General features: G+C 69.1%; 14 protein-coding genes. 10 read left to right on the plus strand and 4 right to left on the minus strand.

Translation table 11 applies throughout. The features are described 5' to 3' along the window. Positions 1-34: 34 nt before the first annotated feature. Complete coding sequence (locus tag ABLE53_RS17805; RefSeq protein ID WP_348860440.1) at positions 35-604, plus strand: DUF4433 domain-containing protein; 570 nt, start codon at positions 35-37, stop codon at positions 602-604. A 19-nt stretch (positions 605-623) separates the two neighbouring features. Continuing rightward, on the plus strand, positions 624-1,697 hold the full coding sequence (gene darG / locus ABLE53_RS17810; protein WP_348860441.1) for a type II toxin-antitoxin system antitoxin DNA ADP-ribosyl glycohydrolase DarG: 1,074 nt from the start codon (positions 624-626) through the stop codon (positions 1,695-1,697). A gap of 7 nt (positions 1,698-1,704) precedes the next feature. Here darG and ABLE53_RS17815 read toward each other — a convergent pair whose 3' ends face one another. After that, positions 1,705-1,944: a helix-turn-helix domain-containing protein gene (locus ABLE53_RS17815; RefSeq protein WP_348860442.1), complete on the minus strand. Its 240-nt coding sequence runs from the start codon at positions 1,942-1,944 to the stop codon at positions 1,705-1,707. Then, a complete protein-coding gene (locus tag ABLE53_RS17820; RefSeq protein ID WP_348860443.1) occupies positions 1,911-2,168 on the minus strand; it encodes a hypothetical protein in 258 nt (85 codons plus the stop codon). The genes ABLE53_RS17815 and ABLE53_RS17820 overlap by 34 nt, the downstream gene beginning before the upstream one ends. A gap of 242 nt (positions 2,169-2,410) precedes the next feature. Between ABLE53_RS17820 and ABLE53_RS17825 the strand changes: the two genes are divergently transcribed. Together ABLE53_RS17825 and ABLE53_RS17830 are read left to right on the plus strand one after the other, a co-directional pair. Beyond that, positions 2,411-2,680: a helix-turn-helix domain-containing protein gene (locus ABLE53_RS17825; RefSeq protein WP_348860444.1), complete on the plus strand. Its 270-nt coding sequence runs from the start codon at positions 2,411-2,413 to the stop codon at positions 2,678-2,680. Between the two features lie 690 nt (positions 2,681-3,370). Beyond that, positions 3,371-4,141 carry a DUF5131 family protein gene (locus ABLE53_RS17830; protein WP_348860922.1) on the plus strand — a complete coding sequence of 257 codons (771 nt, stop codon included), beginning with the start codon at positions 3,371-3,373 and terminating at the stop codon, positions 4,139-4,141. A gap of 3 nt (positions 4,142-4,144) precedes the next feature. Here the strand turns inward: ABLE53_RS17830 and tcmP are convergent, their stop codons facing one another. Together tcmP and ABLE53_RS17840 are read right to left on the minus strand one after the other, a co-directional pair. Continuing rightward, positions 4,145-5,299, minus strand: a complete 1,155-nt coding sequence (gene tcmP, locus ABLE53_RS17835; protein ID WP_348860445.1) for a three-Cys-motif partner protein TcmP — start codon at positions 5,297-5,299, stop codon at positions 4,145-4,147. Positions 5,300-5,449: 150 nt separating this feature from the next. Continuing rightward, positions 5,450-5,959, minus strand: a complete 510-nt coding sequence (locus ABLE53_RS17840; protein WP_348860446.1) for a hypothetical protein — start codon at positions 5,957-5,959, stop codon at positions 5,450-5,452. Positions 5,960-6,273: 314 nt separating this feature from the next. Here ABLE53_RS17840 and ABLE53_RS17845 point away from each other — a divergent pair, with 314 nt between their 5' ends. The 6 genes from ABLE53_RS17845 to ABLE53_RS17870 all read left to right on the plus strand — a co-directional run bounded on the left by ABLE53_RS17845 (position 6,274) and on the right by ABLE53_RS17870 (position 13,122). Continuing rightward, positions 6,274-7,380: a 5-methyltetrahydropteroyltriglutamate--homocysteine S-methyltransferase gene (locus tag ABLE53_RS17845; RefSeq protein WP_348860447.1), complete on the plus strand. Its 1,107-nt coding sequence runs from the start codon at positions 6,274-6,276 to the stop codon at positions 7,378-7,380. Between the two features lie 10 nt (positions 7,381-7,390). Then, complete coding sequence (locus tag ABLE53_RS17850; protein WP_348860448.1) at positions 7,391-8,491, plus strand: S-(hydroxymethyl)mycothiol dehydrogenase; 1,101 nt, start codon at positions 7,391-7,393, stop codon at positions 8,489-8,491. Beyond that, complete coding sequence (locus ABLE53_RS17855; protein WP_348860449.1) at positions 8,491-9,120, plus strand: MBL fold metallo-hydrolase; 630 nt, start codon at positions 8,491-8,493, stop codon at positions 9,118-9,120. The genes ABLE53_RS17850 and ABLE53_RS17855 overlap by 1 nt, the downstream gene beginning before the upstream one ends. A gap of 109 nt (positions 9,121-9,229) precedes the next feature. Further along, positions 9,230-10,897 (plus strand): enoyl-CoA hydratase-related protein, encoded by a 1,668-nt coding sequence (locus ABLE53_RS17860; protein ID WP_348860451.1) that lies wholly within the window; start codon positions 9,230-9,232, stop codon positions 10,895-10,897. Between the two features lie 72 nt (positions 10,898-10,969). Continuing rightward, the gene (locus tag ABLE53_RS17865; protein WP_348860453.1) at positions 10,970-12,124 is read left to right on the plus strand and encodes an acyl-CoA dehydrogenase family protein; all 1,155 of its coding nucleotides are present in this window, start codon (positions 10,970-10,972) and stop codon (positions 12,122-12,124) included. A gap of 41 nt (positions 12,125-12,165) precedes the next feature. Then, positions 12,166-13,122: a LysR family transcriptional regulator gene (locus ABLE53_RS17870; RefSeq protein WP_348860455.1), complete on the plus strand. Its 957-nt coding sequence runs from the start codon at positions 12,166-12,168 to the stop codon at positions 13,120-13,122. Positions 13,123-13,174: the final 52 nt, after the last annotated feature.

Consider the following 13,174-nt stretch of genomic DNA (forward strand, 5'->3'; position numbering starts at 1 on the left):
CCCGTCGAAGGGAGTGGCCGTGGATCGTTCCGTCGTGACTGAGCTGCATTACATGGCGCCGATGGCAAACCTTGCCTCGATCGCGTCGCTCGGCCTGATGAGTCATGCCCGCGCGAGCGACGTGGCGCATGATTCGGTCGCGTTGGCGGATGTGCAGGATCGTCGCGCGGGCAAGCGGGTTCCCGGCGGCAGGCTCCTCCATGAGTACGTCAACCTCTATTTCGACGCTCGCAACGCGATGATGTGGATGCGCCGCAGTGATGACCTCGTTGTTGTCCGCATCGCGCCGGCCGTGCTGGATCTCGACGGCGTGGTCGTCTCTGATGGGAACGCGGCGAACGGTCCGACTCGCTTCTTCCCATCGCCGGGCGGCCTCGCGAATCTGGATGCCGAGCGGGTCTACGCTGAGTGGTGGACTCATGATGACTACTGGGAGCAGCAGGAGCGGAAGCGTCAACGCCAGGCAGAGGTTCTCGTGCCGGACGTGGTGTCGCCAGAACACATCCTGGGCTGCTACACGTGGCGTTCGTCCGCAGCTCAAGAATGTCGGCGGCTTGCTGCACACTGGGCAGTGGAGGTGAATGCGCATGTCTACTTTGCTTGAGACCGGCAACGTCAGAATCGTGGCCGGCGACCTCCTGAAGTCCCGCCAGCAGACCCTCGTCAACACGGTGAACACGGTCGGTGTGATGGGCAAGGGCATCGCGCTGGCCTTCAAGAAGCGCTATCCCGACATGTTCACTGACTACGTTCGGCGTTGCGATCGTGGCGATCTGATGCTCGGAAGGCCCTATGTCTTCGAGGAGTCAGACCACTTGGTGCTCAACTTCCCGACCAAGGGCCACTGGCGCGCCGTCAGCAAGCTCTCGGACATCGTCGCTGGCCTGGAGCACTTGGAGCGGCACTACAAGGAGTGGGGCATCACCTCGATTGCCGTTCCTCCACTTGGCTGCGGCAATGGGCAGCTTGAGTGGGAGGTCGTTGGACCAACACTCGTCAGACACCTCTCCAGGCTGGACATCCCGGTTGAGCTCTACGCGCCGGCGGGCGCGACGACCGATCAGGAGCAGCTCGCGCTGCTCGAGGAACCGAGTGCTGAACCGCGCGTGCCACCTGAGTGGGTCGCCGTGGTCGCTGTCCTTGACCGGCTTCAACGGCAGACGTATCACTGGCCAGTGGGCAGGATCATGTTCCAGAAGCTCGCGTATTTCGCGACCGAGGCCGGTATTGCCACGGGTCTCGCCTTCGAGCGCGGCTCCTACGGACCATTCAGTCCGGACCTGAAGCGACGGATCGGCCAACTGGAGAACAACGGGCTCGCGGTCGAAACGCAACGCGGCAACATGTTTGAGGTGCAGGTTGGTCCCACGTACGCCGATGCCGTGGCCAGGGTGCGGGAGCGGATGGAGCCCTACCGCGACGCGGTCGAGCGCACAGTCGACCTGATGGCACGAATGAACTCCACTTCGGCCGAGGTTGCGGCCACCGTCCACTTCGTGGCCGCGGAGTCCTTCAAGGAGTCCGGCATCGTCCCGCGGCTCGATGAGGTCGTCGGCAGCGTGGAGGCCTGGAAGCCCGGCCGTTTCAAGCGCGACGATGTCATCGACGCGGCGGCCCTGCTGTGCATGCGGGGATGGTCCCGGATCGAGGTTGACGAGGAAATGGCATCGCTCGTCGAGACTCGACTCTCCGCCTGACTGCATTTCAGAGCCGCGATCGTCGGCAGTCCCGGCGGATCGGGATCACCGGTGCTGTCAACGGCTGCTCGCCCGCCTCGATGAGCTCGTCAAGGTGCTCGATGCGGAAGCGGACGTGCTTGCCGAGGTGCGTGCACCGGACCTTGCCTTCGCGCGCAGCATCCGCGACCCAGCGAGTGGGGACGTTGAGGTACGCCGCGGCCTCCTCCGTGGTCAGCAGCGGATGCAGCTCGACATTGGCAGACATGAGTGCCTCGGGTCAGCGGCCCTGCCGCAGGAACCGGCGGGCTCGGCGACGGTCGTGTAAAGACGGCCGTTGCCGTTGAACCGCCACCAGCATGGCCCGCGGCCTTCGACGCGCCAGCACCTGACGGTGCGGGGACGGGTGCGGATGAACGTGCAGAACTCCTCGAAGAGCAGGATGTCGTTGTCGTCCCACTCGTCGGGGATGTGGATCGGCGTGATGGTCATGGTCAGCCTCCGTTCAGGGCCGTTTGGAAAGGTGCCTGTATGAGGGAGAGGCAACCGGCGACCGCCCGGATCGGACATCTGGTGCTGAACTTTCGCTTGCTGCCTCTGCCCACAGAAGGCAATGGAGGCGGCCCTCGTGCTCACTTCGGAACGAGTGCCCTTCCCGGCGCCGTGAGATCCGCTGAGAATGTCTACGTACATAGACCTTGCGAAATGTCTATGATCGTGGACATGGAGGCGGGATGAGGATCGGGAATCCACGCCAGTTCGGGGCGGTCATCCGGGCGGAGCGGAAGGAGCGCCGCCTCACGCAGGTGCAGCTCGCGGAACAGGCGGGGGTGTCACGCGCGTGGCTGGCGAGGTTCGAGACGGGGCATCCCGCGGCGAGCATCGAGCCGATCTTCCGGGTGCTCGCGGCTCTCGAACTGGATCTCTCGACGGTCGAGCGACGCATCTCGCCGCAGGAGGCGGTGGTGATGGCGGCGGTCGCCGAGCGCGACCGTCGGGGCTAACGTCCGATTCCACGCCCCGACGTGGGGGTCATGACCGACGGTGGCTCGGGGCGACGGCGTACGCCGGCGGTGAGAAGCTGCGCTTGGAGCGCCGTCGAGCGGGCGGGCGGCTGTGAGCCGTAGCGATCGATGTCCTCCGCGGCTCTTCGGGCTGCGTGGGCCGGACCGAGATCGGCACGGTCACGGTTGAAGACATCGATCCACTGGCGACGAGCGTCCTCGACAGACCCCGCGACGAGGTGAGCGACGTTCGAGTCGCGGCCGCGAGTCATGCCGACGTACGCAGCAGCAGCACCGGTGGTCTCACCGACTCCTTCGCTACGAACTCGACCTATGACGGTCCGGCGAGAGATCGATCGGAATGCGCAACGCACTGCGCCGCCGCGTCGACCGGCTGACACGGGCGGACCGATCACCGTGCGCCTTGCGTATCCACTCCGGCTGCCGATGCGAGCCAGCATTGGACCTCGTCCACGTCGTCCTCGGTCAGGCCACCGATGTCCTGACACACAACCCTCACCGACGTCCCGCGACACGACACCTTCAGGTGGACTAGACACGCCACCGGCTAGAACATAGGTTCGAATGCCATGACCGCTAGGGTGCCTCTGAGAGTGATCTTGTTCTGGACACCTCCCGGGGATGAATCACGCGCTGCGTCGCGTTCTCGGTAGCGTGAAGAGAACCGGTATGGGGCAGTCTGGAGGAGCGGTGGCGACTATCAGCGCGATCGAGTGGACCGAGGTCACCTGGAACCCCGTTACCGGGTGTGACCGCGTGGCTGCCGGGTGCGACAACTGCTACGCGCTCGCGTTGGCGAAGAGGCTTCGGGCTATGGGAGCCGAGAAGTACCAGAACGACGGCGACCCGGTTACTTCTGGGCCAGGGTTTGCGGTCACCGTTCACCCCTCCGCATTGACGCAGCCCTATAAGTGGCGCTCGCCGAAGGTCGTGTTCGTGAACTCGATGAGCGACCTGTTCCACGCCAAGGTGCCGGTCTCATTCATCCGGGACGTGTTCGACGTCATCGCAGAGACTCCACGACACACCTACCAGGCGCTGACGAAGCGGGCGCATCGGATGGCACGTATCGCTGACCGACTCGACTGGCCCGACAACCTCTGGATGGGCGTGAGCGTCGAGTCCCATGATGTGACGAACCGGATCGACCACTTGGCCGCGACACCTGCTGCGACGAGGTTCCTCTCCTGCGAGCCGCTTCTAACGGCGCTCCCAGGTCTTGACCTGACCTCAGTCGATTGGGTGATCGTGGGCGGGGAGTCCGGCCCGCGTGCTCGGCCGATGGACTACGCCTGGGTCGAGGACATCCAACTCCAGTGCGCCGATGCCGATGTGCCGTTCTTCTTCAAGCAGTGGGGCGGACGGACACCAAAGGCGAACGGGCGCGAACTTCACGGGCGTACGTGGGACGAGATGCCCGCGCTCGCCGGAGCCTTGTGACAGTCAGCCAGCGAACGTGAACGGCGCCTTGCCCAGCGGGTATCCCGGCTCCCTGACCAGCCGCTTCTCGCTCACCAAGCCCTTGAGGACCTTGCCGAGGGTGGATTCGGTCATGACGCCGTAGTCGGGGCCGTACACCTCGATCACATGGTCGACCAGGACGAACTTGCGGTGGTCGGCTGCCAGGCGCAGTATCCGGGTCCGTGCGCGCTCGGCGGCGGTGGTCTGCTCTTCCTCGATCTTCTCGCCCACGATGTCGAAGTCGAACAGAGGACCCTGCTCGTCGTCTGGCTGCGGGCCGACCTCGCGCAACCACTTCTGGCGAGCGCGGGCCAGCGCGTCGGCCATCACCCAGTGACCGTCATTGGATCTGGTCAGGTAGACCAAGTGGTAAGTCGGCTGGTTCTCCGGCTTGCGACGTACCGGAATCACCACACCGCCGGTGTTGGCGGCGCGGGCGAGTCTGTGGGTGCACTCCGAGGCGACCTTGTCGGCAGCCACGCCCCAGGTGCCGTCCGGCGTCGCCGCGTGCGCGTCTAGAGCGATCTTTCGCCACCACGAACCGCCCATCACCTGGTCCATGGTCTCCAGGCCAGCCGACTGCTGACCAGCATGGAGTACGCCCGAGACCCGCCTGGTGAAGTCTGCGCTCAGGTTCAGCAGAGCCTCCGTCGGCGGCCATCTCTTGCCGCGGTCGCCGCTCAGCGCCCCGACAACTGTGTCGAACGGAAGATTCTGGCCGCATGGGTCGAGGAACAGGAACAGCGGTATTCCGTCCGCCTCCTTGATGGCCGCGCTCAGTCGGGTTTCGACGTCAGCACACTCCGATGTCACGTCGAGGCCCATCGCCCGGTATTCAGCGACAACGTCGGCGAGCCGCTCAGCGTCGTCGCGGTTCTTCTCGAACAGCCGGATGCTGGCCACGGTGCGAGGCGCAAGGCCCACTGCGGCGCTCATGAACAATTCGGCTGATCCCGGCGTGCCGTCAACGAACCGACCGCGCCCAGCGAACCCGTCGAGGACCATCACCCGGCCACCCGTCGAGCGAGAGGCGACCTTCGCGAGGAACACCGTGCTGTACTGCTTCAAGATCTCGTGCTTGAAGATGGAGGTCGCTTTCGGCGTGGCGAGCAGACCTCCGCCCGTGCCTGTGGCCATCGCGTCGCCTCCCCGATACACCCGAGTGCAGCCATGATGTCAGTCACACATCCGACGCGGGACAAAAGTGCAATATCCCTATTCGAGGGCGGACTTGTGGCGCAGTGCCGGATGACAGCGATCGCTACCCCGAAACCCTGCTCGTCCGAGTTACAGCGGGTCGAGTCGGATAGCCCTGCTTCTACGCGCCTTGCCGCTAGCCAGGCTCACCCTGGCGCGCAGGAAAACCTCCCCGCCGGACGGGTCGGCGGCCTCCTGCACCACCGCCCGCTTGTAAACGAACGACTGCTCGGAGTTGCCCTCCACGCGTTCGGGCCACTTGACCAGTACGTCGTCGGGCACCGGTATCAGGGCCTCCCGACTCCACCGCCTCCACCGTGACGACTTGTACTCGAACGCGACGTTGCGCACCGTCACCGCGGCCAGCCCCTTGTTGGCGACCGTGACGGTGATCGACTTGAACAACTCCCGTCCAGCATCGGTGTCGACGATGCGACCAATCTCGGCGCTCACCCAGATCAGGGCGCCCGCGCGCCGGTAGGTCATGCACGCCACGGCAAACGAGCCCAGCGCCACGAGAGCGGCGATCGCCGAGATGACGAGCGCGACGTTCGCTGTCGGCCACTCGTGGACGGTCGGGGTGCTGGGCTTGGCGGCCAAGAGACCCACCTCGCCATCATGGCGAGCGGTCATGGGATACCGGCCGCCTTGTTATGGGATCGAGACCGAGCAGGGTGCGCGTCTGCGCAGGTCAGACGGTTTCGCAAACACGTCACCACCACGACGGTGGTTGAGGAGGCGCGCCAGCGCCGCCTCGAACCCGGCCCCGGTCCCATCGACCGGGGCCTTCGTCGTCCCCGGCGTCGTTTCCGGCGTCGTCCCCGAGGTCGTACGACGGCGGACGGCCCTGCGCGGGTGAGGCGTGGGCCGCTACCGTGCCGGAGAGGAGTACCGACCGCGCAAGGAGTTCAACGATGAGCACGAACCCGCCCTTCCGCGCCGACGTCGTCGGCAGCTTCCTGCGGACCGACGCGATCCACGAGGCCCGTGCGGCCCACGAGGCCGGCGAGCTGGACGACGCGGCGCTGCATGAGATCGAGGACCAGCAGATCCGCGAGCTGATCGCGAAGGAGAAGGAGAACGGCCTCAAGGCCGTGACCGACGGCGAGTTCCGCCGGTCGTGGTGGCACTTCGACTACTTCGGGATGCTCGACGGGGTCGACGTCGTCGAGCTCGACCACGGCATCCAGTTCTCCGGCGTCGAGACCAAGCCGCGGGGGGTCCAGGTCAGCGGGAGGATCGGCTTCCCCGACCACCACCCGATGCTCGACCACTTCGCGTTCCTGAAGGAGCACGCCGGCGGCGTACTCCCCAAGATGACGATCCCCTCGCCGACCGTCCTGCACTTCCGGCTCGAGCAGCACGCGATCACGACCGACCTGTACGAGCACCGCGACGACATCTTCGAGGACCTCTCCGCGGCGTACCGTGACGCGATCCGCGCCTTCTACGACGCGGGCTGCCGCTACCTCCAGTTCGACGACACCGCGTGGGCCTACCTGTGCTCCAAGGAGGAGCTGGCGAAGGCGGAGGAGCGGGGGATCCGGATCGACCACCTCCCGGAGGCGTACGCCGGCGTCCTCAACGACGCGCTGCGCGACAAGCCGGACGACCTCGTGGTCACCACGCACGTCTGCCGCGGCAACTTCCGCTCGACCTGGATCTCCTCGGGGGGCTACGAGCCGGTCGCCGAGCAGCTGCTCGGCAACACGGCGTACGACGGCTACTTCCTCGAGTACGACACCGAGCGGGCCGGCGGCTTCGAGCCGCTCCGCTTCCTGCCGGCGGGCGACAAGACGGTCGTCCTCGGGCTGATCACCTCCAAGAGCGGGACGCTCGAGGACCCGGCCGACGTGAAGCGTCGGATCGACGAGGCCACCGCGTTCGCGCCGCTCGAGCAGCTCGCGCTCAGCCCGCAGTGCGGCTTCGCCTCGACCGAGGAGGGCAACGTGCTGACCGAGGACGAGCAGTGGGCGAAGGTCCGCAGCATCGTGGACATCGCGTCCGACGTGTGGAAGTGAGGGAGCAGGCATGCAGCAGGTGAAGGGTGTCATCGCGCGGAGCAAGGGCGCCCCGGTCGAGGTGGTGACGGTCAACGTGCCGGACCCGGGGCCGGGCGAGGCGGTCGTGAAGGTGCAGGCGTGCGGCGTGTGCCACACGGACCTGCACTACCGGGAGGGCGGGATCAACGACGAGTTCCCGTTCCTGCTCGGCCACGAGGCCGCCGGGATCGTGGAGGCGGTCGGCGAGGGCGTCACCGACGTGACCCCTGGTGACTTCGTGGTGCTGAACTGGCGGGCGGTGTGCGGCCAGTGCCGGGCGTGCAAGCGCGGCGAGCCGTGGTACTGCTTCAACACGCACAACGCCTCCCAGAAGATGACCCTCGAGGACGGGACCGAGATGTCGCCGGCGCTGGGGATCGGGGCGTTCGCCGAGAAGACCCTGGTCGCGGCCGGGCAGTGCACCAAGGTCGACCCGAGCGCCCGTCCCGCGGCCGCGGGGCTGCTGGGCTGTGGGGTGATGGCCGGGCTCGGCGCGGCGATCAACACCGGCGCGGTCGGCCGCGGCAAGTCGGTGGCGGTGATCGGCTGCGGCGGTGTCGGGGCCGCCGCGATCGCCGGGTCGGCGCTGGCCGGGGCGAACCCGATCATCGCCGTCGACATCGACCCCAAGAAGCTGGCCAAGGCCACCGAGCTGGGCGCCACCCACACCGTCGACTCCAGCCAGAGTGACCCGGTCGAGGCGATCAAGGAGATCGCCGCGGGCTTCTACGAGGGCGCCGAGGGCGCCGACGTGGTGATCGAGGCGGTCGGCCGCCCCGAGACCTGGAAGCAGGCGTTCTACGCCCGCGACCTGGCCGGCACCGTCGTCCTGGTCGGGGTGCCGACCCCGGAGATGAAGGTGCCCGAGCTGCCGCTGCTCGACGTCTTCGGCCGCGGCGGGGCGCTCAAGTCGTCCTGGTACGGCGACTGCCTCCCCTCCCGGGACTTCCCGATGCTCATCGACCTCTACCAGCAGGGCCGACTCGACCTGGACGCGTTCGTGACCGAGGAGATCAAGCTCGACGAGGTCGAGGCCGCCTTCGCCAAGATGCACCACGGCGACGTGCTCCGCAGCGTGGTGATCCTCTGATGGGCGCGCGGGTGGACCACGGTGTCACGTCGGGGACGTTCACCCTTGACGGGGAGACCTTCGAGGTGGACAACAACGTCTGGGTGGTCGGCGACGACAGCGAGTGCCTCGTCATCGACGCACCCCACGACGTCGACGGGATCATGGCGGTGGTCGGCGACCGGACGGTCAAGGCGATCGTGTGCACCCACGCCCACGACGACCACGTCCGGGTCGCCCCCGCGCTCCGCGAGCGGGTCAGCGCGCCGATCCTGCTCCACCCCGACGACCGTCCGCTGTGGGAGCTGACCCACGGCGGACCCGACGACCCGACCGGGGAGCTGTGGGACGCCGACCTCTCCGACGGGCAGACCCTGACGGTGGCGGGTACGACGCTGCAGGTGATCCACACCCCCGGCCACGCGCCCGGCGCGGTCTGCCTGTACGCCGCCGACCTGGGCCGGGTCTTCACCGGCGACACCCTGTTCAACGGCGGGCCCGGCGCCACCGGTCGCTCCTACAGCGACCGGCCGACCCTCGAGGAGTCGATCCGGGCCCGGCTGTTCACCCTCCCCGAGGACACCATCGTCCACACCGGGCACGGTGACGACACCACCATCTGCGGCGAGAAGGCGAATCTCGACGGGTGAACCGTCCCGGGGGGTGACGTTGTCCGGGCCACACGCATCTGGCTAGAGTTCGCGGGCGATCTGGGGGGCCGCCACGAATCGACCCCCCAGTGTGAAGGAGTCCAGCCGGATGCGGATCCTGCTGCTCGTCTCGGCCTTCAACGGCCTCACCCAGCGCGTCTGGTGCCACCTGCGCGACCACGGCCACGAGGTCGGGGTCGAGCTGGCGCCGGCGTACGCCACCCCGGAGGAGCTCACCTCCGCCGTCGAGCGGGCCCGGCCCGACCTGATCCTCTGCCCGTTCCTCAAGCACCGGGTGCCGCAGGACGTGTGGGACCGCTGGGACACCGTCGTCGTCCACCCCGGTCCGGTCGGCGACCGCGGCCCGTCCTCGCTCGACCACGCGATCCTCCACGGGCGCGAGCAGTGGGGCGTCACCGCCCTGTCGGCCGTGGAGGAGATGGACGCCGGGCCGGTCTGGGCGACCTCGACCTTCGACCTGCCGGCGGAGCCGATCGCGAAGAGCGCGCTCTACAACGGGCTCGTCGCCGACGCCGCGATGACCTGCGTCGACGAGGTGCTCCGCAAGGTGGAGGCCGGCGAGCGACCGGTGCCGCTGGAGGAGTGCCCGCGACCGGTGCCGGACACCGACGAGCTGCCGCTGCTGCGGCGTACGGACTTCGCCCTCGACTGGAACGAGGCCGCCGAGGTCCTCGCCCGCCGGATCGCCGCCGCCGACGGCGCCCCCGGCGCGCCGGCGACGATCGAGGGACGGTCCTACTGCCTGTACGACGCCGTCGCCGTCGCCGAGGACAGCGGCGCGCTCCCCGGGACGGTCGTGTGGCACGACCTCGAGGCGGTCGCCGTCGCGACCGGCCGCGGCACGCTCTGGATCGGGTACGCCGCGACCCTGGAGAACAACCGCCGCGGCCACAAGCTCCCCGCGGCCCGCGTGATCGACGCCGGCGGCAGCACCTTCCGGAGCCTGCCCGAGAGCCACGCGGAGTCGTCGTACGAGCGCGACGGCGACATCGGGTACCTGACCATCCGGTCCTACAACGGCGCGATGTACGCCGAGCAGTGCCGCCGCCTCGCCACCGACGTCGAGAAGGCCCTCATCGAGGACACCCGCGTGCTCGTCGTACGCGGCACCGAGCACGCCTTCTCCAACGGCATCCACCTGGGCATGATCGAGGCCTCGGCCGACCCGGCCGCCGAGGCCTGGGAGAACATCCGGGCCATCGACGAGCTCTGCCTCACGCTCGCCTCCGCCGACCAGCTCACCATCGCCGCCTACACCGCCAGCGCGGGTGCGGGCGGGGTGATGGCCGCGCTCTGCGCCGACGTGACCCTCGCCCGCGAGGGGGTCGTGCTCAACCCGTACTACGACATGGGCATCTTCGGCTCCGAGCTCCACACCTGGAGCCTCGCCGCCCGGGCCGGCGAGGAGAAGGCCGACGAGCTGCTCAGGTCGAAGCTGCCGATCTCCGCGACCGAGGCGGCCCGGCTCGGGCTCGTCGCCGGCGTCGGCCCGCGCGACCCCGGTGACTTCGACACCTGGCTGCGCGCCGCCGCCCGGCACTACACCGAGCCGGCCAACCTCGAGCGGGTCCTCCGCGAGCGCGCCGAGCGGCGAGCGGCGGCCAGGCCGCTGTCGTACTACCAGACCATCGAGCTCGCCGAGATGGCCCGGGACATCTTCGAGGACCGCAACGGCTTCGCCGCCAAGCGGCGGGACTTCGTCACGAAGGCCGCGGCCACCGAGACGCCGGCACGGCTGCGGTTCGCGGACGTCTGAGGCCGCGCCGGGCTCCCGCGTGACGGCAGCACATACGTCCTCGCGGCGCGCAGACGGCTAGGGTCGCGAGCCGTGGGAGCGCACCGGCCGTCGTACGGACTCGGGCCCGACCACCTCGCGCTCCGCGAGGTGGCGCGGCAGGTGGCCGAGGAGCAGGTCGCGCCGTACGCCGCGGAGGTGGACGAGACGGCGACGTTCCCCGAGGCGTCGCTGCGGGCGGTCGTCGCCGCCGGGCTGCACGCGGTGACGATCCCGGAGGATTACGGCGGGCAGGGCGGAGACCACCTCGCTGGCGCTGTGGTGGCCGAGGAGCTGGCCCGGGTGTGCGCGACGACGCAGCAGGTGGCGGGGGCGGCGGAGCTGTTCAGCGTGCCGCTGCTGCTCGCGGCCTCGGAGGAGCAGAAGCGCACCTACCTGCCGAGGGTGGCGAGCGGGGAGTGGCTGGCGGCGTTCGCGCTCTCGGAGCCGGACGCGGGCAGCGACGTCGCCGCGATCGCCACCCGCGCCACCCGCAGCGACGAGGGCTGGGTCCTGCGGGGCACGAAGCGGTGGATCACCAACGCCGGCCGCGCCGACGTCTATGTGCTCTTCGCGTCCACCGATCCGACCGCCCGCGGCCGGGGGCTGTCGGCGTTCCTGCTCGAGCGGACCGACCCGGGCGTGTCGTTCGGCCCACCTGAGAAGAAGATGGGCCTGCGCGGGTCGCCGACCTGCGAGATCCACCTCGACGACGTACGCATCCCCGCCGACCGGATCCTCGGCAGCCCCGGCGACGGGATGCGGATCGCGCTCGACACGCTCGACCGGACGCGTACGTCGGTCGCCGCCCAGGCCGTCGGGATCGCCCAGGGCGCGCTCGACGTCGCGACCGCGTACCTGCGCGAGCGGCACCAGTTCGGGCGCCCGCTCGCCGACTTCCAAGGGCTGCAGTTCATGGTCGCCGACGCGGAGATCGCGATCCGCTCCGCCCGCACCGCGACGTACGCCGCCGCCCGGGAGATCGACGAGGGCGGCCCCGACATCGCGACCGCCGGCGCCGTGGCCAAGTGCCTCGCCTCCGACACCGCCATGCGGGTGACCACCGACGCCGTCCAGCTGCTCGGCGGGTCCGGCTACGTGCGGGACTTCCCCGTCGAGCGGATGATGCGGGACGCGAAGATCACCCAGATCTACGAGGGCACCAACCAGATCCAGCGGCTCGTCATCGCCCGCTCGGTACTCCGGTGACCCCGAGGCCCGGAGCGTCGACGGCGGGGTAGCCTGCCCGCGTGGCCAAGGTCGAGGGAGCCCCGGCTTTCACGCTGAACCAGATCGCGGCGTTCCTCGCGGTGGCGGACGCCGGCACGATCAGCGGAGCCGCGGAGCGCCTGCTCATGTCGCCCTCGGCGGTCTCGGCCTCGCTGGGCGAGCTCGAGCGGGCGCTGCACGTGCAGCTGGTGCACCGCCGCCGGGCCAAGGGGGTCAGGCTCACCGCGAGCGGTGAGCTCCTGCTCGCGCCGGCCCGCCTCCTGCTCCACCAGGCGAGCGAGCTCGAGGCCGACGCCCGCGGGAGCGAGGCCGGTGTCTCCGGCGTCGTCAGGGTCGGCTGTGCGCCGTGGTTCGCGCCGACGGTCTTGCCGGGGCTCGTCTCGGGCTTCGGCGATCGGCACCCGGACGCCCGCATCGACGTCCAGGAGGCCACCCAGGACCAGCTCACCTCGGCGCTCGCCGCCGGGACGCTGGACCTGGCGATCATGTACGACCTCGACCTCGCGCCAGGCTGGCCGCGGGCGGCGTTCGCCCACCTGTCGCCGATGGTGGTCCTCCCCGCCGACCACCGGCTCGCCGACGAGTCGGCCGACCTCGACCTCGCCGACCTCGCCGAGGACCCGATGGTCCTGCTCGACGCGGCGCCGAGCGCCAACCACGCGTTCGACTGCTGCCGCCGGGCCGGCTTCTCCCCGCGGGTCGGCTACCGGGCGCGCACGTACGAGACCGCGCGCTCCTTCGTGGGGCGGGGGCTCGGGTGGACGCTGCTCGTCTCGCGGGCGATCGCCCCGGTGAGCTACGAGGGTCGACCGCTCGTGGAGAAGGAGATCGCAGCGCCGCCGCTGGACGACGTCGCCGTCTGCGTCGTGTGGCCGCCCGATGCCCTGCTCACCCGGACAGCGCGCACGTTCGTCGCGCACGTCGGCAGGTACGGCGCCGAGCTGATGGCCGCCGCGACCAAAGCACAAGAAACCTGAGGTAGAACCGCCAGAACCTGCGCTTTTCAAGAGGTTGTGACAGCGGCCACTC

It is taken from the genome of Nocardioides asiaticus (assembly GCF_040049175.1).
In the GTDB taxonomy this organism is placed as follows: Bacteria; Actinomycetota; Actinomycetes; order Propionibacteriales; family Nocardioidaceae; genus Nocardioides; species Nocardioides cheoyonin.

Excerpts from the sequence above, each read along its gene's own strand:
- ABLE53_RS17815 (WP_348860442.1), bottom strand. The coding sequence starts at position 1,944 with ATGTCTGCCAATGTCGAGCTGCATCCGCTGCTGACCACGGAGGAGGCC.
- ABLE53_RS17845 (WP_348860447.1), top strand. The coding sequence starts at position 6,274 with ATGAGCACGAACCCGCCCTTCCGCGCCGACGTCGTCGGCAGCTTCCTG.
- ABLE53_RS17830 (WP_348860922.1), top strand. The coding sequence starts at position 3,371 with ATGGGGCAGTCTGGAGGAGCGGTGGCGACTATCAGCGCGATCGAGTGG.
- ABLE53_RS17860 (WP_348860451.1), top strand. The coding sequence starts at position 9,230 with ATGCGGATCCTGCTGCTCGTCTCGGCCTTCAACGGCCTCACCCAGCGC.
- tcmP (WP_348860445.1), bottom strand. The coding sequence starts at position 5,299 with ATGGCCACAGGCACGGGCGGAGGTCTGCTCGCCACGCCGAAAGCGACC.
- ABLE53_RS17825 (WP_348860444.1), top strand. The coding sequence starts at position 2,411 with ATGAGGATCGGGAATCCACGCCAGTTCGGGGCGGTCATCCGGGCGGAG.
- ABLE53_RS17820 (WP_348860443.1), bottom strand. The coding sequence starts at position 2,168 with ATGACCATCACGCCGATCCACATCCCCGACGAGTGGGACGACAACGAC.
- ABLE53_RS17855 (WP_348860449.1), top strand. The coding sequence starts at position 8,491 with ATGGGCGCGCGGGTGGACCACGGTGTCACGTCGGGGACGTTCACCCTT.
- ABLE53_RS17850 (WP_348860448.1), top strand. The coding sequence starts at position 7,391 with ATGCAGCAGGTGAAGGGTGTCATCGCGCGGAGCAAGGGCGCCCCGGTC.